Origin of the sequence: Streptomyces sp. NPDC005496, from assembly GCF_042872045.1 — a bacterium.
Lineage (GTDB): Bacteria > Actinomycetota > Actinomycetes > Streptomycetales > Streptomycetaceae > Streptomyces.
This window is the reverse complement of the sequence record NZ_JBIAJQ010000008.1, coordinates 14,689-38,903: the sequence shown is the minus strand read 5'-3', so window position 1 is coordinate 38,903 and position 24,215 is coordinate 14,689. Positions and strand designations below refer to the sequence as shown.

Annotated in this window: 6 protein-coding genes; all 6 read right to left on the bottom strand. The window is 73.0% G+C overall.

The window, feature by feature from the left end:
* Positions 1-2: 2 nt before the first annotated feature.
* Positions 3-410 (bottom strand): YciI family protein, encoded by a 408-nt coding sequence (locus tag ACFYQQ_RS24150; RefSeq protein ID WP_355795499.1) that lies wholly within the window; start codon positions 408-410, stop codon positions 3-5.
* Between the two features lie 316 nt (positions 411-726).
* Positions 727-1,677, bottom strand: coding sequence for an ATP-grasp ribosomal peptide maturase (tgmB, locus tag ACFYQQ_RS24145; protein WP_356168165.1), 951 nt, complete (start codon positions 1,675-1,677; stop codon positions 727-729).
* A gap of 13 nt (positions 1,678-1,690) precedes the next feature.
* A complete protein-coding gene (tgmA, locus tag ACFYQQ_RS24140) occupies positions 1,691-1,885 on the bottom strand; it encodes a putative ATP-grasp-modified RiPP (RefSeq protein WP_355794446.1) in 195 nt (64 codons plus the stop codon).
* Between the two features lie 233 nt (positions 1,886-2,118).
* Positions 2,119-4,548: a GH92 family glycosyl hydrolase gene (locus ACFYQQ_RS24135; protein WP_388905056.1), complete on the bottom strand. Its 2,430-nt coding sequence runs from the start codon at positions 4,546-4,548 to the stop codon at positions 2,119-2,121.
* Positions 4,549-4,976: 428 nt separating this feature from the next.
* A complete protein-coding gene (locus ACFYQQ_RS24130; protein WP_355789287.1) occupies positions 4,977-5,960 on the bottom strand; it encodes an aldo/keto reductase in 984 nt (327 codons plus the stop codon).
* An 82-nt stretch (positions 5,961-6,042) separates the two neighbouring features.
* Positions 6,043-24,111 (bottom strand): hypothetical protein, encoded by an 18,069-nt coding sequence (locus tag ACFYQQ_RS24125; protein WP_388905055.1) that lies wholly within the window; start codon positions 24,109-24,111, stop codon positions 6,043-6,045.
* Between the last annotated feature and the right edge of the window lie 104 nt (positions 24,112-24,215).

The following is a 24,215-nucleotide window of genomic DNA, read 5'->3' as shown; positions in this document are numbered from 1 at the left end:
TCTCACTCCGTGATGGTCGGCGGCGCGGCCATCACCGGACGCACCTCCAGCCACTCGTGGATGGGTCTGCCGCCCGCGCCCGGGGCCGCGGACAGCTCGCCGGCCAGTTCGAGCGCCCGCTCGTGGGTCTCGACGTCGATCATGATCCAGCCGGCGATCAGGTCCTTGGTCTCCGCGAACGGGCCGTCGGTGACCGGGGGCCGCCCCTCGCCGTCGTGGCGGACGAACATGCCCTCCGGGGAGAGGGCCTGGACGTCGACGAGCTCTCCGGTGCGCTCCAGGCGGGCCGCGAAGTCCTGCATGTACCGGACGTGGGCCGTGACCTCCTCCGGCGTCCACTGGTCCATCGGCACGTCGTTGACCGGCGAGGGCGCGCCCCGGTAGTGCTTCAGCAGCAGGTACTTGGCCATGGTGTTCTCCTCGGTGCGCCACGGCCGTTGTGACCGTGTCCACTGCGGGGACGCAGCAGGGACGGGGATCTCGACACGCGCCCCGAGGTCATTCTGTTCCCGTTCGCCGGTGATCCGGGGACGCCCGCACCGGCGGTGTCGGTCGCGCCGCGCCACAGGCACAGCCGTACGGGCGGCACGGCCCTCGCGCGCCGGGCGTCAGCCGACTCCGTCCGCGTCTGGAAGCGGCGCGGGAGAGGCGCCAGGCCGAGATGATGCTGTCGCGGTCCACGGGAGAGCACGCGCGCACCTGACGGGCCGTGAGCGGCCGTGCCGCTCAGTCCGTCCGGGTGTCGGAGCCGGGTCTTCGGTAGGCCAGCCAGAGGGCGACCGCCTCGGCGATGGGCTGCCCGGTCTCCAGCTCGACGAAGCCGAACTGCCCGCCCTGGTTGCACTCCAGGAACCACCAGAGGCCCTCGGCGTCCTCCGCGAAGTCGAAGGCCGCGTAGGCGAGCCCGGTGAACGCCATGTACTCCTGGACCGACTTGGCGACGCGGTCCGGCACGGAGGTGGTCTCCCAGAGGTGGCCGGTGTCGCCGTAACGCCCGTCGATCTGCCCGGGCGCGGCGGTCTTCCGGGCGGCGAACAGCCGCGACCCGACACAGGTCAGCCGGATGTCGGCCCGCTTGGGGACGTAGCGCTGGAGCAGCGCGGGTCCTGCCGCCACGCCGGAGAAGTCCGCGTCGGGCCCGATCAGCGTGGTCGGCAGGGACACCGTCGGGTCCCCGGGCGGCGGTCCCGACGCGGACTTCACCACCACGTCGCGGTACTCCTCCGCGAACTGCTGCGCCACACGCGGCGCGGTGGTGACGACCGTCGGCGGCACCGCGAAGCCGCTGAGGTGGGCGACGCGCAGCTGCCACGGCTTGTGCCGGGCCTGCTCGGCGCTGCCGGGGTGGTTCATCCAGCGGGTGACGGCCGAGTAGAGCATGCCGAACAGGGCCTGCCGGGTCTCGGCGGTGAGCCACGGCGAGGCATGGGCCGCGTGGGCGGCCGGTTCACCCGGCCGCCGCACCCACACCGAGCGCAGGCCCGTCATGCTGAGCACATGGCCGTTCACGGACAGGTGGCCCTCGAAGTCGCCGTGCGCGTAGTCGGCGGACAGGACCGCCTTGTCGGGGAGGTCGGCGGGGTCGAGCCGTACCACCGGGACACCGCGTGCGTTCAGTTCGGCCACCACCATGTCGGCGGTGACATCCTCCTCGGCGGTGAGGACCAGGACCGTCATCCGCGGCGGTCCGTCAGTCGTCGAAGTGCGTCTGGGAACCGGCGGTGGAGGTCGTGGTCCCCGCGGCCATCAGCAACGCACGGTCACTGACCGCCGGGCGTCCGTCCGGCAGCACGTTCAGCTGCAGGGAGGCGTCGAAGTGGTACGGAGGCAGGGCGGCCGCCGGTTGCCCTGTGGGCAGGGCGTAGTTGAGCGTGAACGGTCGCACGAAGAACCTCCCGCGGTCTGACGATGCCTCTATGCACACCGGTACGTGTATCCCTTGTAAGGAATTCATCACTGTCCGACACATGAACGTGAAGGCCGTCACACCGCGGGCTCGCGACGCACACCGTGCGGCGTCCTTCGAAAGCTTGAACGCCGTTACGGACAGGTTCAGTTCCCGTCCCGGGGGTGCGGCTCCATGAGAACACGCTGAGTGTCCGCACGGAGCCGCAGCGGTCACCGCGGCAGACCGGCGGGGTCGGTGCCCCACGAGGTGTCGGGCCGCTCGGCGAGCCGGTAGGTGAGCGTGCCGCCCCTCTTCACCAGGCCGGCCCCCGCCCATGAGCGGTTCGTGGTGCGGCCGTCGAGCCTTACGGCGCCGACGTACGGGTGCGCCGCGTCGGCGTCGGGGGCCTCGACGGTGATGCCGGTCCCGCCCGGCCGGTCGACGACCGCCTCCGGGAACAGCGGGGCGCCCAGCAGCATCGCGCCGCTGCCCGGGGTCTGCGGGTAGAGCCCGAGCGCGGAGAAGACGTACCAGGCGGACATGGTGCCCAGGTCGTCGTTGCCCGGCAGTCCCGCGGGACCGGTGCCGTAGACGGTGTCGAGGATCTGCCGCACGGTCGCCTGGGTCTTCCAGGGCTGTCCGAGGGCGTTGTAGAGCCAAGGGGCGTGGATGCCGGGCTCGTTGGTGGGGTCGTAGCGGAGCGGGTCGCCGCCGCGCACCGACCACGCGCCGTCCGCCGTGTGGAAGAACCCGTCGAGGCGTTCGGCGGCACGCTCCCGGCCGCCCATGGCCGCGGCCAGCCCCTGGACGTCCTGCGGCACCATCCAGGTGTACGTGGCGCTGGTGCCCTGCGCGAAGCCGCGGTCGCTGCCCGGGCTGAACGGCGTCACCCACGATCCGTCGAGATTCCGGGCCTGGACGTAACCGGCGTCGGCCGTGGCGTCGCGGTTGAAGACGTTGCGCCAGTAGCCGCCCCGTTCGGCGAAGGCGGCCGCCTCCTCGTCGCGGCCCAGCAGCTTCGCCCACTTCGCCAGCGCGGAGTCGGCCACGGCGTCCTCCAGGGTCTCGGCGGCACCGCCCCAGCAGTGGCAGACGTCCTGGGCCGCGTAGTGCGAGCCGAGGTACTGGGCCAGGTTGGGGCGCTGGCCCACGCACTGCCCGGGGCAGCCGGCGTCGGAGAGTCCGTCCGCGTGCGGCACGGTGGCCTGGCGCGCGAGCGACTCGAAGGCTCCCTCGTAGTCGAAGTCGCGGACGCCCATCGCGTAGAAGGTGGCCAGGGTGGCCGCCGACGGGTCGCCGGTCATGACGTGGGTGGCGCCGCTGACGTGCACCCAGCGGTCCCACACCCCGCCGTTCTGCCCGGCGAAGTTGAACAGCGACTGGGCGAAGTCGCCGGCGATCCTCGGCTTGAGCAGGGCGAGCAGCTGGATCTGCGCCCGGTACTGGTCCCAGCCCGAGAAGTTGCTGTACTGGGCCCGCTGGCCGCGTGCCAGGCGGTGCACCTCGGCGTCCATGCCGTAGTAGCGGCCGTCGGCGTCGCTGATGAGGTTCGGCTGCATGAGGGAGTGGTAGAGCGCCGTGTAGAACGTGGTGCGCCGCGCGGTGCTGCCGCCCGCGACGCGCACGGTGCTCAGTTCGCGGTTCCAGGCGTCGGCGCCCGCACGGGCCACGTCGTCGACGCTCGCCCGCGGGGGTATCTCGCCGCGGAGGTTGGCCTCGGCGCCGTCGAGGCTGACGTAGGAGATGCCGATCCGCATCCGGACATCGTTGTCAGAGCGCGTGTCGAAGCCGACGTAGCCGCCGGAGCCGCGGCCGGCGCGGTCCGCTCCCGTGGCGTACCCCTCGCCCCCGGAGGCGGAGGTGGAGCCCGCCGAGAGCGTGTTGTCCTTCCAGGTGCCGACGGAGGAGAAGGCCCGGTCGAACGAGGCGCTGAAGTACAGCTTGTAGTAGCTCTTACGGTTGTTGGTCCCGCCGTTGGCGCGGCGGCCGCAGAAGGCGCCGGTGAGCACCCAGCCGGTGACCTTGCGGTGCGCGGTGTCGATGTCGACGTGCGCGTCCTCGCTGCCGTTGAGGGAGTTGGAGACGCGGAACAGCAGGTTGGCGGGACGGCCGGCCGGAAAGCTGAAGTCGGCGACGCCGGCCCGCTTGCCGACGGCCAGGTCCGCGCCGGCCCCGGACTTGAGACCGAGGGTGTAGCGCCCCGGTACGGCCTTCTCGTCGGCGTGCGCGAAGTCGGCCGCGTAGACGGCGTCCTTGGTGTCCGCCGAGGGCGAGGACGTCACGTCGCCGACGAACGGCATGATCGGGACGTCGCCCGCGGCGCCCGGGTTGCAGCCGGCGCCGTTGACGTGGGTCAGGCTCAGCCCGCGGATGCGGGTGGCGTCGTACTGATAGCCGTTGGCGGCCCCGGTGCTGGTCTGGTCGCCGGTGGTGCTGGTCGGGGACCAGGCGATCATCCCGTACGGGAGGGTCGCGCCGGGGTAGGTGTTGCCGCCGTTCGCCGAGCCGATCAGCGGGTCGACGTAGGAGACCGGCCGGTCGGCCGGGCGGGCCGCCGCGACGGCCGGGGACGGAACGGCCAGGGCCAGGGCGCTGGTCACGAGGAGGGCGGCCGATCGGATGCCGAGCCGTCTCGCCGTACGCAGCCATGGTGGGCGCATGTGCGGTGTCGCCTTCCGACGGTGGAGCGGTGCAGGACAGGTCCAACGGGCCCGCACCCGACGGCTTTCGGGCGGCGGCCCGACGCGAGGATAGAAGGCTCCGCGAAGTGCGGGAAGCGACGGGCGCGTCCGGACGGTGACACCGTGGTGAACGACCGGGTCCGGGGCCGGCGTGACGCACGTGCTCTGGCGGTACGCCCGCGAGGTCCGGTCACCTGGATGCGGGGCGTGCGCGACGTCCGGTGGACGCTGTGCGCCTGCCACGTCCGGTCACCTGGATGCGGGGCGCCTGCGGTGGGTCCTCGCGCGGGAGCGGTTCGGGCCGACGTCCGCTCAGGGAGTCGGCAGGGGGAAGCCACTCAGGTCGGGACGACGAGAAAGAGGCGGCTCCGGGTGGAGCCGCCTCCTCGGTTTCGGGCGAGGAACCGCTACCAGCGGCCCTCGACCTGCTCCTTGATCCGGCGCTCGTACAGCTCACCGATCGCGTCGAGCGTCTGCGCGGACAGCTCCGGCAGCTTGGCGGCGGTGGCGTTGGCGCGGGCCTGCTCCGGGGAGCGGGCACCCGGGATCACGGTGGTCACGCCGGGCTGCTGCACGATCCAGCGGAGCGCGAGCTGGGCCGGGGTGAAGCCCTCCGGGGCGAGCGCGGAGAACTCGGCCGCGGCTTCCACGCCGGTGGCGAAGTCGACGCCGGAGAAGGTCTCGCCCTGGTCGAAGGCCTCACCGTGCCGGTTGAAGGTCCGGTGGTCGTTCTCGCCGAACACGGTGTCCTTCGTGTACTTGCCCGACAGCAGGCCGGAGGCCAGCGGGACGCGCGCGATGATGCCGACGCCGGCCGCGGCCGCCGCAGGCAGCACCTCACGGAGCGGCTTCATGCGGAAGGGGTTGAGGATGATCTGGACGCTCGCCACGTTCGGGCGGGCGATCGCCGTCAGCGCCTCCTGGCACGTCTCGACGCTCACGCCGTACGCGGCGATCCGCTCCTCCTCGACCAGGGTGTCGAGGGCGTCGAACACCTCGTCGGAGGAGTACACGGGGGTCGGGGGGCAGTGCAGCTGCACCAGGTCGATGCGGTCGACGCCGAGGTTGCGCCGGGAGCGGTCGTTCCAGGCACGGAAGTTGTCGAGGACGTAGTTCTCGGGGATCTGGTCGACACGGCGGCCCATCTTGGTCGCGACCAGCACGTGCAGGTCCTGCCTGCCGCGCAGGAAGGTGGCGATCGTCTGCTCGCTGCGTCCGTCGCCGTACACGTCGGCCGTGTCGAAGAAGGTGACCCCCGACTCCGCCGCCGCCTCCAGCACGGCGAGGGCGTCCTTGTCGTCCACGTCGCCCCAGTCCGCGCCCAGCTGCCACGTGCCGAGGCCGATGACGGATGCGTGCTGTCCTGACCTGCCGAATTCGCGCTCGTTCATGGCGTCAGTCTGACACCTCGCGGCCGGCGCGCGGGACGGGCCTCTCCGGGGTCCCGTGAGGTCCGGGATGCTCAGCCGTGCCTCACGCCCGGCCGGTCCGCTGGATGCTGTCGCCGCTGTTGCCGATCGCGACGTACGTGGCGATGCGCCGGAAGTCGTTCATCACCCCGAACATGCTCTTGTCGGACGGCAGGAGGGCGCGCAGATCGGGGGCTCTCTGCGCGAGCTGTTCCCGGAACAGTTCCTTGTAGGCGTTGTAGACCCGCGCGGTGTAGCCGGGCTCCCGCGCCGCGTTCGTCCGGTGGTCGTTGGTCAGGGCGATGGAGGCGAGGTCCATCAGGTAGCAGTCGATCAGGTCGGTGACGTCCTGTGGCTTCGCCCCCTCCTCCCCCGCGCGCGCGTCCTCGGCGAGCACCCGGGCCATGTCCAGGACGATGTCGCGGTAGATGCCGTGCCGGATGGAGTGCGGGAAAGCGGCCATGACGTGGTCCTCCTGGCCCGCGCCCTCGGTGTTCATGAACCGCGGTGTCGTGAGGCCCTCCAGCCCCGGGACCAGCAGCGGCATGCCCCGGTACAGGTCCTCCTCCTCGGGGATCTTCGTGTTCCGGGAGGCGAGGGGGTGCAGGCCGATCTCGTGGGCCAGCATGCCCATGATGTGCCCGACGTCGTACTTCTCGAAGTAGTAACTGGCGAGGTTGATCTGCACGCCGTCGTCGCCGAGGTCGCGCACGTCGGCCGGGGTCTCCGTCGTCCGCACGTGCAGGGTGATCCGGCAGGGTCGGCCGCCGATGTAGTCCCGGATCGTGTCGTGCTTGCGGAGCAGGTCGATGATGCGGATCGCCCTGTCGCGGTACCTCTCGTTCGTGTGCGCCAGGTTGGTGAACTCGAAGTTCCCCGACGAGAACGGCACGTCGGCCGGCGCGGCGGGTGCGGGCCCCGCGTCCGGGTCCTGCGGCATACGGGCCGGGACGCCCGTGACCTCGGCGCCCCGCGTGTCCGCCGTGCCGTCCGTGTCGGCCGCGCGCTGCCCGGGCAGCGAGACCGGGTCGACCCACACGGACTCCCGGGGGACCCCGTCGGTGGCCGTGCGCAGCGCGTTCCAGGTCTGCTCGCCGTCCTCGCCGTTCGGCTCGGACCGCCGGGGCACGTCCCCGATCAGTGCCCCCAGCAGGGCCAGGTGGCGCCCGCGCAGACCGGCGGCGCGCAGCGAGAGGTGCTCGGGGGCCGCGTCCAGGTCGCCGAGGAGGCTCCCGGGGATATGGGGGCGGTGGGGCGCGTCGGCGTCCCGGTACTCGTCGCGCAGGCCGAGCTGGTGGGTCAGCTCGTGCACCAGTTGTACGGGCTCGGCGTCCGCCCACCAGGTGTTCTGGTCCATGGTCCGGTCCCGGCCCGTCAGGTCCACGGTCAGGTGCGGGGCCTCGGAGGGGTCGACGTGTTCGACGCTCACGTGGAGCAGGTCGCCGCCGGGCAGCCGGTGCCCCGGGGCGTTCAGGAACTCGGCGACGCCCGCGGCGAGTTGCGCGAAGGTCCGGGCCGCCTGGTCGTCCGGGCCGCGCAGTGCGACACGGACGGTGAGGTCGGTGACCGGGTCGCCGTCGTAGGTGAACCGCCTTACGTCGAAGCTCGACCGCACCACGAAGCGCGGCCGGTCGTCCCGGCGTCCGGCCGGCCGCGTCGTGCCGGACGGCAGGTCCTGTGCGACGGTGCCCGCGCTCTGCCGCGGCAGCCGGGAGCGGGTCTCCGCGGTGTCGCCGGCCGGCTGCGGCAGGGCGGCGGTCTGCATGCTGTCGCCCTGGTTGTTGAACGCGAGGCTGCTGCCGAGGCCGAGGAAGTTGCCGGTGACGTTGTACCAGCTCTTGTCCTTCGGCAGCAGTCGCCGTACGGGGCTGTCCGGCGCCAGCCGGGCCGCGAACAGCTCCTTGTACGCGTTGTAGACCTTCGCCGTGTACCGGGGTTCCCAGGCCGCGTCCTTGCGCCTGTCGTTGGTGAGCGCGATCGTGGCGAGGTCCATCAGGTAGCAGTCGATCAGGTTCGTGACGTCCTGCTCCCGTGCGCCCTCCTCGCCTTCCCGCGCCTCCTCCGCCAGGTCGTGGGCCATGTCGAGCACGATGTCGCGGTAGATCCGGTGCCGGGTGCTGCTCGGGTACGCGGCCATGATGTGGTCGGCCTGGCCAGCGCCCTCGGTGTTCATCATCCGGGGCGTCTTCAGATCCGTCAGCCCGGGAACGGTCAGCGGCATCCCCGCGAACATTCCTTCCTCGTCCGGGATGCCGGTGTCGCGGGAGGCGAGAGGGTGCAGGCCGATCTCGTGGGCCAGCATGCCCATGATGTAACCGACGTCGTACTTCTCGAAGTAGTAGCTGGCGAGGTTGATCTGCACACCGTCCTCGCCGTGGTCCGTCACGTCGGCCGGGGTCTCCGTCGTGCGTACGTGCAGGGTGATCCGGACGGGCCGGCTGCCGATGTACGCGCGGATCGTGTCGTGCTTGCGCAGCACCCCGATGATCCGGACGGCCTTGTCGCGGTATTTCTCGTCCGTGTGCTTGAGGTTGGTGAACTCGAAGTTCCCCGACGTGAAGGGGACGAGGGCCGGCTCCGGTGCCGTGCGTGCCGTGCCGGGGCCCTGCTGCACGCGCGGTGCGACGCCGGTGCCGCTCTGCGGCAGCCGGGGGCGGGCCTCGCCGGTGGTGCCCGCGGCCGGTGCCGGAGCGGCGGGGCGCTGGATGCTGTCGCCGCGGTTGTTGGTTCCGATGGCGGCGGCGAGTGCGGCGAAGTCGCCAAGGACGCCGAAGCGTCCCTTGTCGGCGGGCAGGAGGGCGCGTACGGGGCTGTCCTGGGCGAGGCGCTCGGCGAGCTGCGCCTTGTACGCGTTGTAGACCCGTGCCGTGTAGGCGGGTTCCCTGAGCGCCTGCGCGCGGTGGTCGTTGGTGACCGCGATGGAGGCGAGGTCCATCAGGTAGGTGTCGATGAGGTCGGTGACGTCCTTGGGCTTGGCGCCGTTCACGCCGACCCGCGCGTGCCGCGCGAGGACCTCGGCCATCTCCAGGACGATGTCGCGGTAGACGCCGTGCCGGATGGTGTGCGGGAACGCGGCCATCACGTGGTCCGCCTGGCCCGCGCCGTCGGTGTTCATGAAACGGGGTGTGGTCAGGCTCTCCAGTCCGGGGACGAGCAGCGGCATGCCCTGGTAGAGGTCCTCCTCCTCGGGGATCCGCTCGTTGCGGGAGGCGAGGGGGTGCAGGCCGATCTCGTGGGCCAGCATGCCCATGATGTAGCCGACGTCGTACTTCTCGAAGTAGTAACTGGCGAGGTTGATCTCGACGCCGTCGTCACCGAGGTCGCGCACGTCGGCCGGGGTCTCCGTGGTCCGCACGTGCAGGGTGATGCGGACGGTGCGGTCGCCGACGTAGTCCTTGATGGTGGCGTGCTCGTCGAGCAGCTCGATGATCCGGACGGCCTTGTCGAGGTACCGGTCCGTCTGGTTGAGGTTCGTGAACTCGAATCTGCCGAGCTTGAACGGGCGCAGGGCCGGCTCCGGGGCGGGTGCCGGGTCCGACTCCTGCGGCATGTGCGCCGGGACCTCGGTGACCGCCGGGTCGTCGGTGGTCCGGGGCAGGGAGACCGGGTCGATCCAGACGGCTTCGCGGGGCTCGGCGACGGCGGCTTCGCGTGCTGCCGCCCAACTCCGGTCCCTCTGCTCGTTGTTCGGCCTGGGCGCCGGGGTGACGTCGCCGATGAGCGCGCCGAGCAGGGCCAGGTGCCGGTCGCGCAGTCCGGCCGGGGCGAGGGACGCGTCCTCGGGCGTCGCGTCGAGGTCGCCCAGCAGGCTGCCGAGGATGTGGGGGCGGTGCGGGGAGTCGGCGTCCCGGTACTCGTCGCGCAGACCGAGCTGGTGGGTGAGTTCATGGACGAACTGCACAGGGGCGGCGTCCGTCCACCAGGTGTTCTGGTCCATCGCCCGGTCGCGGCCAGCCAGGTCGACGGTCAGGTGCGGCTTCTCGGAGGGTTCGACGTGCTCGACGGTCACGTGCAGCCGGTCGCCGTTGGGCAGGCGGTACGACGGAGCGTTGAGGAACTCGTCCACACCCGTCCTGAGCCGGTCGAAGACGTCGCCGGCCTGGCCGTCCGTGCCGCGCAGCGCGACGCGCACCGTGAGTTCGGTGACCGGCTCGCCCTCGTGGGAGAACCGCCGGGCGTCGAAGCCTGAACGCACCACGTATCGGGGCCGGTTGTCGCGCGGACCTCGCGCCGGTGAGGTGACGGGCCGCTCGGTCCGCGGCACGGAACCGGTGCCGCCCTGGGGGAGCCTCGGTCGCGCCTCGCCCGTGCCCGCCGCGTCCGCCGCGGTGGGCCGCTGGATGCTGTCGCCCCGGTTGTTCGCGGCGATGCTGGTGGCGAGCTGGGTGAAGGACCGTGCGACTCCGAACAGGGTCTTGTTCGACGGCAGCAGGTTCCGGAGCGCGGCGTCGTCCGCCAGGCGGTCGCGCAGCATCTCCTTGTAGGCGTTGTAGACCCGCGCCGTGTAGTTGGGCTCCTTGACCGCGTTCATCCGGTAGTCACTGGTGACCGCGATGGAGGCGAGGTCCATCAGGTAGGTCTCGAACAGGTCGGTGACGTCCTGGTACTTGGCCCCCGGCACACCGACCCGCGCGTGCTGCGCCAGCACCCTGGCCATGTCGATGACGATGTCGCGGTAGATGCCGTGCCGGATGGTGCGGGGGTAGGCGGCCATGATGTGGTCGGCCTGACCCGCGCTGTCGGTGTTCATGGTGCGCGGCGTGTTCAGGTCCGTCAGACCGGGCACCGTCAGGGGCATGCCCTGGTACGCCTGCTCCTGCTCGGGGATCTCCGTGTTGCGGGACGCGAGGGGGTGCAGACCGATCTCGTGGGCCAGCATGCCCATGATGTAGCCGATGTCGTACTTCTCGAAGTAGTAGCTCGCGAGGTTGATCTGCACGCCGTCGTCACCGAGGTCGCGCACGTCGGCCGGGGTCTCCGTGGTCCGCACGTGCAGGGTGATGCGGACGGTGCGGTCGCCGACGTAGTCCTTGATGGTGCCGTGCTCGTCGAGCAGTTGGATGATCCGGACAGCCTTGTCCAGATACCGCTCCGTCTGGTTCAGGTTGGTGAACTCGTAGTTCCCCAGCTTGAAGGGGCGCAGGGCCGGCTCCGGCGCGGTGACCGGACCCGCGGTGGTGTCCGCGCCCGTCGTGTCGGCGCCGGACAGCGTGCTCAGCTCGTACGCCTCCTCCTCCACGAGGCCCGGAAGGTCGCTGCCCGTGGGTGACGGGGGCAGCGGAAGGGCGACCGCGTCCTGGAGGTCCGCGTCCAGCGCGGGGGGATCCTGCGGGGCGGACTCCAGCGGGGGCGGGTCCAGGGGCTTCGACTCCGGGGCCTTCAGGTCCGGGGCCTTCAGGTCGGGGGTCTTGGGTGCCGGGGTCTTCGGCGTGGGGGCCGGGGTGCGCTGGGTCAGGGGGACGAAGTCGCCGCCCCGGCGGCGGAGACGGATGTGCGGACCGCTGTCGCCGGCCGGACCGGCGTAGGTGTGAGCGGTCCCGTTCTCCTCGACCAGGGTGACGGTGACGCCGGCCGCCGCCGCGGCCCACTCGGCCACGGCCCGGTCGGCGCCCGGTCCCCAGGGGGCCTCGGCGAGGTGCCGGCGCAGCTGTCCGTCGAGGGCGTCCTGGCTCGGTGCGGGCGCGCCGGGGCGGACCCGCGGGGGCGGGGGCGTGAAGAGCGCGTCGCACTCGGCGCGTTCGCCGGGCAGCCCGTTCAGACGCATCAGCTGGGCGGGCGTCGCCTCGGCGCGCCGACGCAGCCGTGCCGCCTCCTGGCGATCGAGGCCGGGCTGTTCGGCCGCCCGGCGCAGGGTCGTGGAGAGCGCGCCGAAGAAGCCGTTGCCGCGGCCGGCCGGCGTGCCCTGGGTGTAGGTGGCGCCGTCGGGTGCGGTGAGGACGCCCTCGCGGTCGAGGCGGTAGCGCGGGCCGTCGCCGTCGGCGGGCGGCAGCCAGGGCGCGGTGGTGTGGCTGCGGTGCGCGGGCGGCTGCTGGGGAGCCGGGCGCGTGCCGGTACCCGAGGTACCGGTGTCCGTGGCGGCGGCAGGGGCGGGCAGCGCGGTGGCGACCGGGGCCGGGGTGCCGGACGGCAGGGCGGCGCCGAAGAAGCCGCCGGAGGCGAACAGGACCGGGTCGGCGGCCGGGTCGACGGCCGCCGGGTCCGCGCCGTGCGGGAGGAACAGCTGGTCGCGGCCCTCACCGGTGACGACGGTCAGCGGGGTGCCCAGGACCCGGGCGGCGAGGGCGGGCAGCAGATCGGCTCCGCCGTGGTCGCCCGCCCGGCGCTCGGGCGGTGTCGGATGGTCCGGACCCCGTGTGCCGGAGTCCTGGAGCGGCTCGCTCGCGAACGGGCGGGACAGGGCGGCGGTGGCGAGCGCGACCCGCTGCGCGGGCGTCGGCCAGAACGTCTGCGGGAGCCGGCCGAAGGCGTCGAACTCGGCCTGCTGCGCCGGGCTGAACCGCACTCCCGCGAGGTCGAGTTCGGCCTGGGTGAAGGTGTCCTCGGCGTCCAGGGCGAGCGCGTCCAGCAGGTCCTGGTTGCCGTCCTCGCCCAGCGCCCAGGCCAGGCGCGTACGGGCGGTGTCGACGGCCTCGGCGGTGACCGCCGGATCGGCGGGGGCATTCGCGAACCGCTCGGCGAGGTCGTGGCCGAGCAGATGGGGCAGCCGGCCCCGTGCCGCGGCGGCGGCGAGCAGCGCGTGGAAGAAGGAGGCACCGTCGTGCGGCACGTCGTGCAGTTCGCGCACCGTGGCGCCGTCCGGCGAGGTGAGGGTGCGCGGGCCGGTGCCGGTGCCGTCGGCGATCACGTAGGGCGCGGGTGCCTCGGAGCGCCATGACGGCTCGGTGTACTCCTGCGGCAGGTCCCGGACGGGTGCGTTGGCCGACCCCTGGTGGTGCGCGGTGAGGCGGGAGGCGGCGAGGTGCAGCCGGTGGTGGTCCTGTGCGGCGGCGTCGGTGTGCTGCTCCCAGCGGTGGACCTCCTGCCGTGCGGCCTGCCAGGCGACGACGGCCGGGGACCAGACGACGTCCGGCGGCAGGTCGGCCGGCGGTCCGGCGTTGTCGTCGCCGAGCGCGGCCTGCTCCGCCGGGCCGAGGTCGAGCCACGCCTCCCGGGCCCGCGCCCGGGCGTCGTAGTAGTTCTTCTCGGCCGTGGCGAGGTCGGCGGCCGCCTTGGCCTGGCTGTCCCAGGCCGCGAGGACCTCGTCGGGGAACGTGCTGTCGTCCAGGAGCCCGTAGTCGCGGGCGATGTCCTCGCGCAGCCAGACCAGCGCGGTGGTCTCGGCCTCGGCGGCGCGCGGTCCGCGCCTGGCCTTGCCGAGGGCGTGCAGCGGGCGGCTGTCGGTGATGCGGTGGTCCACCTCGGCGACGGACAGCCAGGTCACCGGCACCGCGAAGAGCATGCTCCGGTCGGTGACGACCTTGAGGTGGGTGCCGAGGGTGGTGTCCGCGGTGCCCTTGAGGACGGTGCCGTCGTTCGTGCCGCCGATCGGGACCGTGGCGCCGGGATTGGTGACGCCCGCGTTGCTGTTGCCCGCCATCGGCGCGGTGCCCACCGCGCCCTCGACGTTGTCGGTGATGCCGGCCTCCAGCGCGTCGGAGGTCTTGGCCCGCTGCATGGCCTCCATGCGCGGCTTGTTCTCCACGGCGAGCAGGCGGGCACCGCGGCGGTGCATCTTCGCGTAGAGGCGGGAGTCGGCGGTGTGGTACTGGCCGAGGAGGCGCGCGGAGGCCTGGGCGGGCAGCGGGGAGCCGTTCGCGCCAAGGGCCTCCCGGAAGCCGGCGGTCAGCCCGCCCTGCGCGGTGGCCTCCAGCTGCGCCTGGGCGGGGGCGGTGCCGAGGCCGGTGAGCGGGGTCTGGCGTGCCATGCGCACGCGGGCGTCGAGGACCTTGCCGGTGTGCCGCCGGCCGAGGTCGCTGTCGCCCAGGCCGTCGGCGCGGGCGGTGGCGAGGGTGAGGGCGTCCCGCACGTTGGCGGCGCCCCGGATGTCCACGGCGAGGATGCCGGAGCCGATCCGGTCGTCGAAGGGGAGGATGTCCGGGTCCGCGCCGCCGGTGCCGTCCCCGGCGGAGGTGCGCCATGCGCCGATGTTCTCCGGGCGCGCCTGATCAGCCGTCAGCATCCTTACGGCGCGCTCGGGTTCGGGCACGTCCTGTTCGGAGAGCGCGCCGTCGGCGCCCTCGCCGTCCGGGGTGAGCAGGTTCGCCGGGAGGATCTCGTTGAGGCTGCCGACCGGGGTGCGCACGCCGGGGTCGAGCGGGTCGCCGGTCGCGTCGGTCATGGTGACGGTCAGGACGTAGCTGGTGACGATCTCGGCGTGGGCCTGGGTGGTGGCGATGTTCGGCATCGATGTGGTGCCGGCCGTCTGGGTCCTGGTGCTCGACCGCTGCTTGGCCGCGATGCCCTGGAGCGAGGGGTTGGCCACGAGGATGCCGCTCTCCGCCGCGCGCTGGCCGGCGCTGAGCGTCACGTCCGCGCCGCGGTCCTGGGAGGTGCCGGCGGAGTCGTCGCGGGCGATCGTCCGGTAGTCCTCCAGCTCGTAGCCGGTGCGCAGCCGGTCCACGGTGGTGGTCACGGGGGTCAGCTTGAAGTGGAGCTGTCCGGGGCTGCCGCCGACGGGCAGGTGGTGCGGGCGGGACCATGCGCGGTAGCGGACCGGCAGGTTCATCCCGTCGGTCGTCAGCTCGTGCAGGTGGCCGCGGAGGAAGTCCGGGGACAGGCGCTGGAGGACCTGATCCCGGTCGTGGGAGGGTACGCCGATCCGCTCCAGCTGCCCCAGCAGGGTCTGAGCCGCGGGACCGGCGTCGAGCCGGCCGCTGGGGTGGCTGGGGAAGCGGCGGTCGCGCAGGAAGGGGGGCACCCGGTAGCCGCGGCCGAGGTTGTGCGGGGTCGTGGTGCCCAGGCCGTCGGGGGCGAGTCCGGCCTCGATGGCGTCCTGCATCGGCAGGTGGAACATCACCGCGTCGCGGATGCGCTGCAGCGCGGCGGCGGCCCGGCGCGGGGCGAGGCTGTCGCCGAGCCGCCCGGAGAGCCGTCCGGCCGCGGAGCTGATCCGGGCCCCGGCGCGGGTGCCCACGGTGCCCAACGCGGCGGTCCAGCGGTCCCGTACCGCGACGGTCTCGACGGCGTCGGCGACCACCAGGTACATGCGCCCGGCGTACGTGAGGGTGGTGTTGCGTCCCCGGGTGAGGGTCTGCGAGACGCCGCGGCCCTTGCCCCAGGCGTACTGCAGGGCGGTCGAGTAGGAGCCGACCACCGCGGCCTGGCCCGGGGCCTGCTGGAGCGGCATGTCGGCGCCCTGGAGGCCGACGGTGGTGCGCGAGACGGTGCTCGTGCTGCCCGCGACGCGGTGCTCGTTGCCGATGGTGGCCTCCAGGCTGGCCGGCTTGGGGTCGCTCATGACCCGGAAGTCGCGCAGTTCGCCGCGGACGGCCGCCTTGAGGTAGTGCGTACGGAACGGCCCGGCGCCGTTGAGTCCGGCCACTCGGGAGCCGAACGGGCCGAGGTACTGGCCGAGTTGGCCGGCCACGCTGAGGTTGGCCATCGCCCGGCGCAGGGCACTGCGCACCGGGGCGCCGGGGGCGCTGACGTGCCAGGAGGTGCCGGACGCGCGGTCGGCGGTGTCCTGCATCAGCTGCTGGCGCTGCGGGCCGCCCTCGGCGCTGAGCACCACGTGCGGGACGCTCAGCAGTCTCCTGGTGAGCCGCTCGTCGGCTGAGTCCGTTCCGGGCAACGGGTGGGTGCCGTCGAGGAGTTGGTCGGCCTCGGTGGCGGTCAGCTGCCGCGGTGCCGTCGTCGTCGGCGTGGCCGTGGGCGGCGGGTCCGCGGGGGCATAGCGCTCGGAGCCGTGCGCGGCGGGCACGGCCAGCTCCACCCGCCCGACGGTCTCGCTGCCGCGGCTGAACAGGGGGCGTTCCTCGACCTTGCTGACGAAGACGCCTGCGCCGAGCAGGCCGACCGAGACGAGCCGGGCCCAGCCGCGTGGGCGGCGGTGGCCCTCGAAGGTGGCGCCCAGCTCCACCTGGTAGCTGTAGAGGTCGGCGCCGGTCTGGAAGGTCAGCTGGTCGTGGGCGACCGCGACCGTGTTCCTGGTGGCCTTCTGGTCGGTCTTCGCGTGGCGGACGCCGACGGTCACGTTGCCGGCCTGACGCGGCAGCCCGACGCCGGGCACCTTGTCGTGGTCGCGCGGCGAGACGCCGACCTCGACACCACCGGAGAGGGTGAGGGACGCCTGCTGGCCCTGGCCGGAGATCTCGGTGCCGATCACGGCGTTGCGCAGGGAGCGTTCACTCATGGTGGTCTCGAACCGCCGGTCGGTCAGGCGCGCCCGGAGGATGAGCGTGTGGTGGCCGCGGCGGACCTTGCCGTCCTCGGTCAGGGTGACCGGGACGCCGGTGGTGGTCAGGTCGTCCAGGCTCTGCGCGAGGCTGGGCCGGTTCAGCGCCTCGCGCACCTGCCGGTCGTTGTGCAGCGCGGTCCTCATCCGTCCGTCGCCGTACCAGAACTTGGCCAGGCGGGGATGCCGCAGCATAAACGGCGGCACGAACAGCGACGGGTACGACTGGTGCAGGGTGTCCAGCACGGTGTCCGCGAAGGCCCGCATCGGATCCTGCGGCGCGGGCTGCGGATTCTGCGCCTGCGGCGGGACTTGCTGGGTCTGGGACTGGGACTGGGTCTGGGACTGGGTCTGCACCGGGGGCCGGGGCTGCGGCTGTGACGGCGGTTCCGCAGGCCGCTGCCCCTCGGCGGGCGGCGGCAGTTGGGTCTGCGGGCGGAGGGGACGGAAGCCCTCGGCGCGGACCTGGCCGCTCAGGTGGACCGGGTCCTCACGGGTGAGGTACCACGGCACCGGCGGCTCCGCGTCCGGGTGGGGTCCGGTTCGGCCGGGCGTGCGGCTGTCCCAGCCCGCGAGGCGGCGGGCGTCCTGGGTGGAGATCCAGTCCAGGCTCACCACCCGGACCGGACGGGCGGCCGACGCCGGTTCGCCGGGCTTGCGCACCATCAGCGTGCGCTCCACCCGGTACAGCGCGATGGGGTGGTTGCGCACACGGCCGGTCGTCTTCCGTGCCGCGTCGACGCCGAGGTAGTGGCCGCGTCCGGCACTGAGATCCGCGCGCACCAGCGGGCCGCCCTGGAGGCGCACATCGGTGTCGGGGCCGACCAGGGTGTAGTTCGGCCCGGCGGTGACCTGGAGGCCGAGGCGGGTGTCACGGACGTGGCCGCGCTCGTTCTGGTACGTGGTCTGGGTGAGGTCGCGCAGCTCGGCCTTGACCGACTCGGTGACCAGGGTGGCCCGGTGAGGCACCGACCGCTGCACGATCAGGTGTCCCAGCGGGTGCTGTCCGCTGCCCCGCGTCAGCTCCGGTCCGGTCACCGGCCCGGAGAACCGGCCGAACAGCGCGAGCAGCCGTCCCGGACGCACGTACGAGATCAGGGTGCGGTGCGCCGAACTGCCGGGCCGGGCACCGGAGATGGCGAGTGCCATGTCCTCGGGCGGGTCCAGCAGATGCAGCCCGGTGATGTCGGTGATCCGCGGCTCGACCCCGTCCGGGAACGTGAGCGTCCTGGGGGCCCTGCGCGGTCCCTTGTAGGGCACGGTCAGGTCGTCGGGCAGCCGCCAGCTGAGTCCGTCGCGCATCGCGAACTCCGCGGTGTGCACCTGGGTGCGCCGCCAGTCGGGCTTCGGCAGGGCGCCGCCGTCCTGGGCGGTGCCACCCGGGCCCGGCGGGGTGACCGTACGCCCGGAGCGCGGTGCCTCGGTGACGCGGTCCACCCGCACCCGGTAGTAGACGTCGTCCAGGTGCAGGTGCGAGCCCTCGTGGGCCCGCCACTCGGACTGGTTGTACGCCTGGGTGCCCTGGGCGTAGTCGGTCCTGCGGGCCCAGCCGAGCGAAACCCCGATCTTCAGCAGCCAGTTGAGCGGCGGGCCCATGCTCAGCCCGCCGGCGATCCGGCGCCCGAAGCCGACGCTTCGCCCGCCGCCGGTACCGGCCTGGCCGCGTCGCATGGTGTCCAGCCGGACGGTGCCGCCGTTGACGTCCGAGAAGCGCTCCCAGCGGTGGTACGGGATGGCCTCGACCGTCATCTCGTGGCCGACGCCGGACTTCTCCCGGCCCACGAAGCGCGCGCCGCGCGGAGCGGTGAACGCCGCCGGCTGCTCGGTCAGCAGGCGCAGCAGCTCCGCCTCGTCGAACTGGGCGCGCAGCTTCTTCGGCAGCTTGCCGAGGATCTCCTCGGCCACCTGCTCGGGTGAGCGCAGGGTGGTCTTGCCGGGTCCGGTGAAGAGTCCGGTGGAGCGGCCGCGCCGGGTGCCGCCGGCCGGGTTGCCCGGGGTGCCGTCCCCCGGGTCGGCGTCGGGGTCGATCAGGAGGGCGGGCAGCCGGCTGCCGTCCTCGAAGGTGACGGTGCTCGGAACCGGGCCGGGCGGCCGCGCGTCGTGGCCGGTCAGCAGGCGTGCCGGGCGGTGCCGGTCCAGCTGTGTCTCCAGCGGCACGGGGTCGCCGCGGTCGGGAGCCTCGGTGGCGGGGGTGTCGAGGTCGGTGATCCCGCCCATGCTGCGGAGCCACTCCCCGAGAGGGCCGGAGACCTCCGGGTCCTCCGCGTCCTGGGTGGTGACCGGGTCGGGGTCCGGGGTGGTCTCCGGGTCCGGTACGGGGGTGAGCGGGGCGGAGGCCGGGACCAGGGCGTCGTAGTGGTCGGTGCCGTTGTAGGACAGGTGCAGGGTGCCGGTCCCGCCGCCCGGGTAAAGGGTGTTGACGAAGGTGTTCCCCGGCGATCGCGGGTCCGGCTGGACGAGCCGCAGGTCGAGATCGAGGGCATGCGCCAGCGCCTCCGGGAGGAGGTCGGCGAACGGTGAGGACCAGAGCACGGGCAGCTCGGCCGCCGCCGCGACGAGTCCTCTGGCGCCGAGCCGCCGCGCGGCGGCGGGAGTGGGCGCCACGGCGGCGAGCTGCGGGTAGTCGCTCTCCGCGAGGATCCGCTGCCACTCGTCGGTATCGGCGCCCGTGACGACGTCGTGCGCGATCCGGTTCCAGTGCTCCGTGAGCCGGTTCCGCTCGGCCTCGTCCCGCACGCCGCCGAGGGCCCGCATCCGCAGGTCGTCGACCACGGCGAACACCGGGTCCGGGATCGCCTGGCTCACCGTGTCGCCCAGTTCGGACCCGGTGATCCGGTCGCGCAGCAGGCCGCGCAGCCCGGCGACGTTCCGCGCCGCCCAGGCCGGCGGGACGTCCTGGCCGCGCGCGCTGTCGAGCAGCGACCGGAAGAGGCAGTTCCCGCCGCCCGGGGTCTCCAGTCGCCGGAAGGCCAGACCGTCGGCGTGCACGGTGTCCGCCGTGGGGGGCGCGGCCTTGCTGAGGAGGGTCATGTCCTCGGCGAGGCTCTCCGCACGGCTCGACGCGGGCGCCAGGTCGGGCCTGCGCCGGGCGAGTTCGGCGGTGTCCTCGGCGCTGAGCCCGAGTTCGGACAGCGGCAGTGGGGCGCTGGAGAGCGACCAGGTGATCTGCGCGGAGGGCGCGTAGGTGAGACCGCGCACGTCCTCCGGCAGGACCAGGGTGTCCGGCGGGAGGGCGGGCGGAGGCGGGGGCAGCAGGGCGTCGAGGGTGGTGTCGGGCCCCGCGGTCCGGCGCAGTCCGGCCGCGGCGCGCAGGAACTCGGTGTACTGCTCGACAGAGGGCTCGGTGGTCGTGTCACCGGTGGTGCCGCCCGTCACCCGTCCCCGGTCCACGACCATCCGGCGCAGCAGGTCCTGGGTCATCCGGCCGTCGCCGTAGCGGGCCGCGGTGTCCGGGCTGAGCCAGCGCAGGCCGTCCACGTAGGCGAGACCGGCCAGCAACTCCCGGTTCTCGGGGCGCCGTTCGGCGTCGGTGCCGAGCGCGTCGCGCAGAGTGCGGATCTGCTGGAGGGTACGCGCGAGGGCGAAGGCGTCGGCCGGCTCCGGGCCCGCGTGCAGGCCCGCGTCGCGTGCCAGCGCGTCCAGGTCGGCGCCGGCGGGCTCGGGGGTGAAGAGCTTCCAGCCTCCCGGCCCGTCCGGGCCCTCGCTGAGCACCGCTCGGACGTTGCCGTCCCGGTCCCGGGCCGTGCCGACCTCGGTGGTCGGGGCGTACACCTGCCGCCCGGTCCGGTTCGCGACGTGCTGGGCCACCGGCAGCCCCGCCACTTCCGGCTGCCGTCCGGTCTCGCAGGAGAACAGCACCAACGGGCGGTCCCGGTCGCCGTCCTGGGCCCAGGAGTTGAGCACCTCGCCGAGCTGCACACCGCTGACCTTCACGGTGGGTCGCGCGGCGTCCTCGGTGCCGAGGGTGACCGTACGGGAGGTGCCGTGCCCCGCGAAGTAGTCGGCGCCGCGCTCGGTGCCGGAGCCGGGCAGCGGGGCCGGCGGACCGGTGAACACCGTGCGCCGGACCGGCGGCTCCGGCGGGGCCGACGGGGAGGGTCCGGCGGACGTGGTGCGCACGCCGCGGAACGTGTCCTGACCGAGCAGCGCGCGCCGTCCGGCCTCGTGCGCCGTGCCGTCCTCGGCGGCGCTCTGCGAGATGGTCAACGTCTGCACGGCACGCCCCGGTTGGGGCTTGACGCTCGCTTCGGGCACCAGACGCCGCAGCTGAGTGAGAGGCACCGTGTGCCCGTCCAGGGTGGTGACGGACGGCTCACCGGAGGGCCGTGCGGGACCGTTCGCGTTGCCTGAGACCGGGCCGCTGTCCACGGCCCGCACGATGATCCGCCCGGTGCGCGGGAGTACCACGGGGGGCGTCGCCGGTGCCTCCGGGGCGTCGTCCGGACCGGTGGGGGGTGGCGGAGGCGGGGTCCCGCCGTCGCCCCGCCCCCGGCCGCCGTCCGGGCCGCCGCCGGAGGTCTGCCCACCGTGCGCGTCACCGTCGCCCGACTCCAGGTGCAGGTCGGTGGCCGTATCGGTCCAGGGGCGGGACAGAGTGGCGAGCTTGGAGGTGGCGGGCGCACCCAGGTCGGGGAGGACCGTGTCGGAGGCGACCGGCCCGGGGACGATCGTGTCGGAGGTGACCGGACCGGGTTCGGTTTCACCGAAGTCGGCCGTATCGACGGTGGACGTATCCGCGGGACGGGGACCGGCTCCGTCGTCGTCCGCGGTTGAGGCGTCCGAGACCAGCTTCGGGCGCGTGACCGGGGCGGTGACCGGGCCACTGTCGGTCTTGACGCCGCCCTGCGTGAGGGGGGTCGCGGTCCCGGGGAGTGCAGGGCCGCTGTCGGTCCTGACGGCGCCCTGCGTGACGGGACCGCCAGTCGTGGCGGGGCCGGGACCGAGGGCGTCGGCAAGCGGCAGCAGCACGTCCGCGCCGGGGAACGCGGCGTCCGAGGTGTCGGAGGTCCCGTCCGGCGACACGGCCGACGGGGGCCCCGTGAGCGGACGGACCCGGACCGGAGCGTCAGGGCCCTCGCGGGTCAGCTCCACGGCGGCGCGCACCGGACGCCCCGCCCCGTCCGACGTGACCGCCGGTCCGAGGACGACTGCCCGGTCGACTCCGGCCCCGTCGAGCAGTTCGGCCGCTTCCGGCGTCCCCTCCCCCGGCGGTGGCACCTGAGAGACCACGATCGTCAAGGGCCGGGCCGAGGTGGACGACAGATCCGTGACAGCGGAGGGCGGCCCGGCCTTCACATCGCCCGGGAGACGGGAGTCCCGTACGTCACCCGCTTCGTGTACGTCACCGGCCTCGCCCACGCCGCCCGTATCGGCGTACGAACCGGAGGTGCTCAGCTTCGGCGGCGGACCGGCGTCGATGTCCGTAAGCGGGGCGGGGCCACTCTCCTCGCGGACAGAAGTGCCGTTGTGGCCAGCCGAGTTGATGTCCTGCGACGAGGACGTAGTGATCGTCGAGGACGAGTCGGCGTCCGGAGCCGGAGAGACGTCCGTGGAGCCGGCGGTCTCGGGAGAGTTGACGGAATGCGGCGACGGCGAGGTGGCACCGTCGTCGGCCGAGCCCTGGGGTCGGTCGTCGGTCGTGGTCGTCGGGCCGTCGCGGTCCGGCGCGTTCGACATGTCGTCGGAGCTGCTCCGCGAGCCGTCCGCCGTTGCCGTCGCGTCGGGGTTGCGGGTGCCCTGTGCTTGTGCGCCCGAGGAATTCTGGCCGCCCGCACCGGTGGGGACACCACTCGGTCGCGCACCGGAAGCCGTACCTGTACCTGTACCTGTGCCCGTCCCTGAACTCACGCTCGTTGCAGCTGAGTTGGCAGAGCCGCCGGAGGTGACCGGACCACCGCCCCCCTGACCCGTAACCTCCTGGGAGCCGCCCAGGGAGTCCACGACGGAGCCGTCCCCGGACGCGCTCGTCGTGATGGGCGAGTCCACCGTGACCGGTGTGCCGAATGCGTCGAGGGCGCGGCGGACCGCGTCGGTGTCGATCTCCGCGGCGGGGCCGTTCCCGGCCGGCACCACCCGGACCTCGGGTACCTGGGACAGGTTGCCGTGCAGGCTGTCACGGACGCCGATCTCGGTGCTGCCGGGCTGGTGGGAGCCACGCAGGGCGGCGAGGTCGCGCAGGGCCTGCTCGCGGACCTCCGCGGTGCCGTTGTGGATCTGCTGCCACAGCTCGTTCTCGGCGGTGGTCACGGGCAGCGGGCCCGGTGTGTACGTCGGCGGGTCGACGCTGGTGTACGGCGGCAGGTCCCCGGTGGTGGAGTAGGGCGGAGGCGAGTCGCTGCCGGTGAAGTGCCCAGTGCCTGTGCCCTGTCGGGGGGAGGGCGAGGGTGAGGGCGACGGACGTGCGGAACCGCTGCCGCCCGAGGAACCCGAGGTGTCCGCGCCCGAGGCGCCGTCGGTGCGGTCGGAGTCGCCGTGGGACCGCGCGGAGTCGGAGTCGCGCGTGCCGGAGCCGGTGTCGCCGCCGGAGACCGTGGGCGGGTTGCGCAACTTGTCGATGACGTGGCGCAGTTCGGCACCGCTGTTCAGGGCGGTGTCACTCAGCGTGGCCTCGACCTGGCTGCTGAGGCCCGCGCCGACGAAGGTGGACCAGTTGGTCGACCAGTCTCCGTCGAAGGCGCCCTTGATGAGGATCTCCGCGAGCGCCTCCCCGGAGCCGGCGGCCAGGAAGTCGGCGGTGCCCTTCAGCCCGTAGTGCCCGGCCACCGCGCCCGGCCGGTCGGCGTTGTTGCGCAGGATCTGGTTGTTCCGCCACAGGTTGGTGTTGTTCCGGAAGGACAGCGGGTCGTTCCTGAAGGTGACCGGCGTGTGGCCGCCGTTGGGGCCGTTCCCGTACGGGCTGGGGTCCGGGCGGTCCTTCGGGGTGTTGTCGTGCGGGGTCGGGGTGGGGTCCGGGTTCGGCTTGGGGTTCGGGCCGTTGTTCTTGAATTCGAGGTTCGGGGGGTTCTTGAGGTTGGGGTTCTTCTTGAAGTCGAGGTCGGGGCCGTTCTTCAGGAAGTTGTTGTCGTAGCTCCTCACGATCTTCTTCGCGAGATCGTCGAAGATGCTGGTGAGGAAGCCCGCGGCGGCACCGAACGCGGCCGACTTGAGGATGTCGTTCCAGTCGAAGCCGTCGGGGCGGCGGCCGTTCGGGGCGAAGTTCATCATCGCCAGCCGCACGGCGAAGGTGGTGAACGCCTCGGCGAAGGCCTCGGTCAGCGAGGGCGCGAGGTGCAGCCGCTGGAGCAGATGGCTGAGCGTGGTGAGGATCATGAACCGGCTGCGCAGCTTGGCCATCATGATCTGGCTGGCCGAGGCGCCGCCGGTGAAGAACGACATCGCGAGGTAGATGGCGATCTCGATGAGCAGCCGGATGACCTCGGCGATGACCTGCCACTTGGACTCCATGATGTCCATGGAGGTCTTGCGCCGGCCCTCGGCGATCTTGTCGAGCTGCTCGGCGAAGTCGCGCAGGTAGTTCTTGCCGCCGTCGTCGATGAGCATGCCCATCGCCTTGCCGTACGACCTGGCGAGGTCGTCGGGCATGACCTCGGCGATGTCGTGGATGGACTTCTCGATCAGGGACGACATCCTGTCGAGCTTGCGGCCCAGACCGGAGTAGGGCCGGCGGCTCTCGTAGGCCAGGTCCTCGTCCGCGTCGATGAGCCTCTCCCCGGTGAGGATGAAGATCATCGCGTTGACCTCGGGCGATGCCATCATGCTCATCGGGCGCCGCCCCGAAGGGAATCAGGGCGGCACGGCGTGGCCGCGCCCGGCGTCGTCATCCTCATCGCCCGCCGCCCCGGAGGGAGTTCGGGCAGCACGGCGTG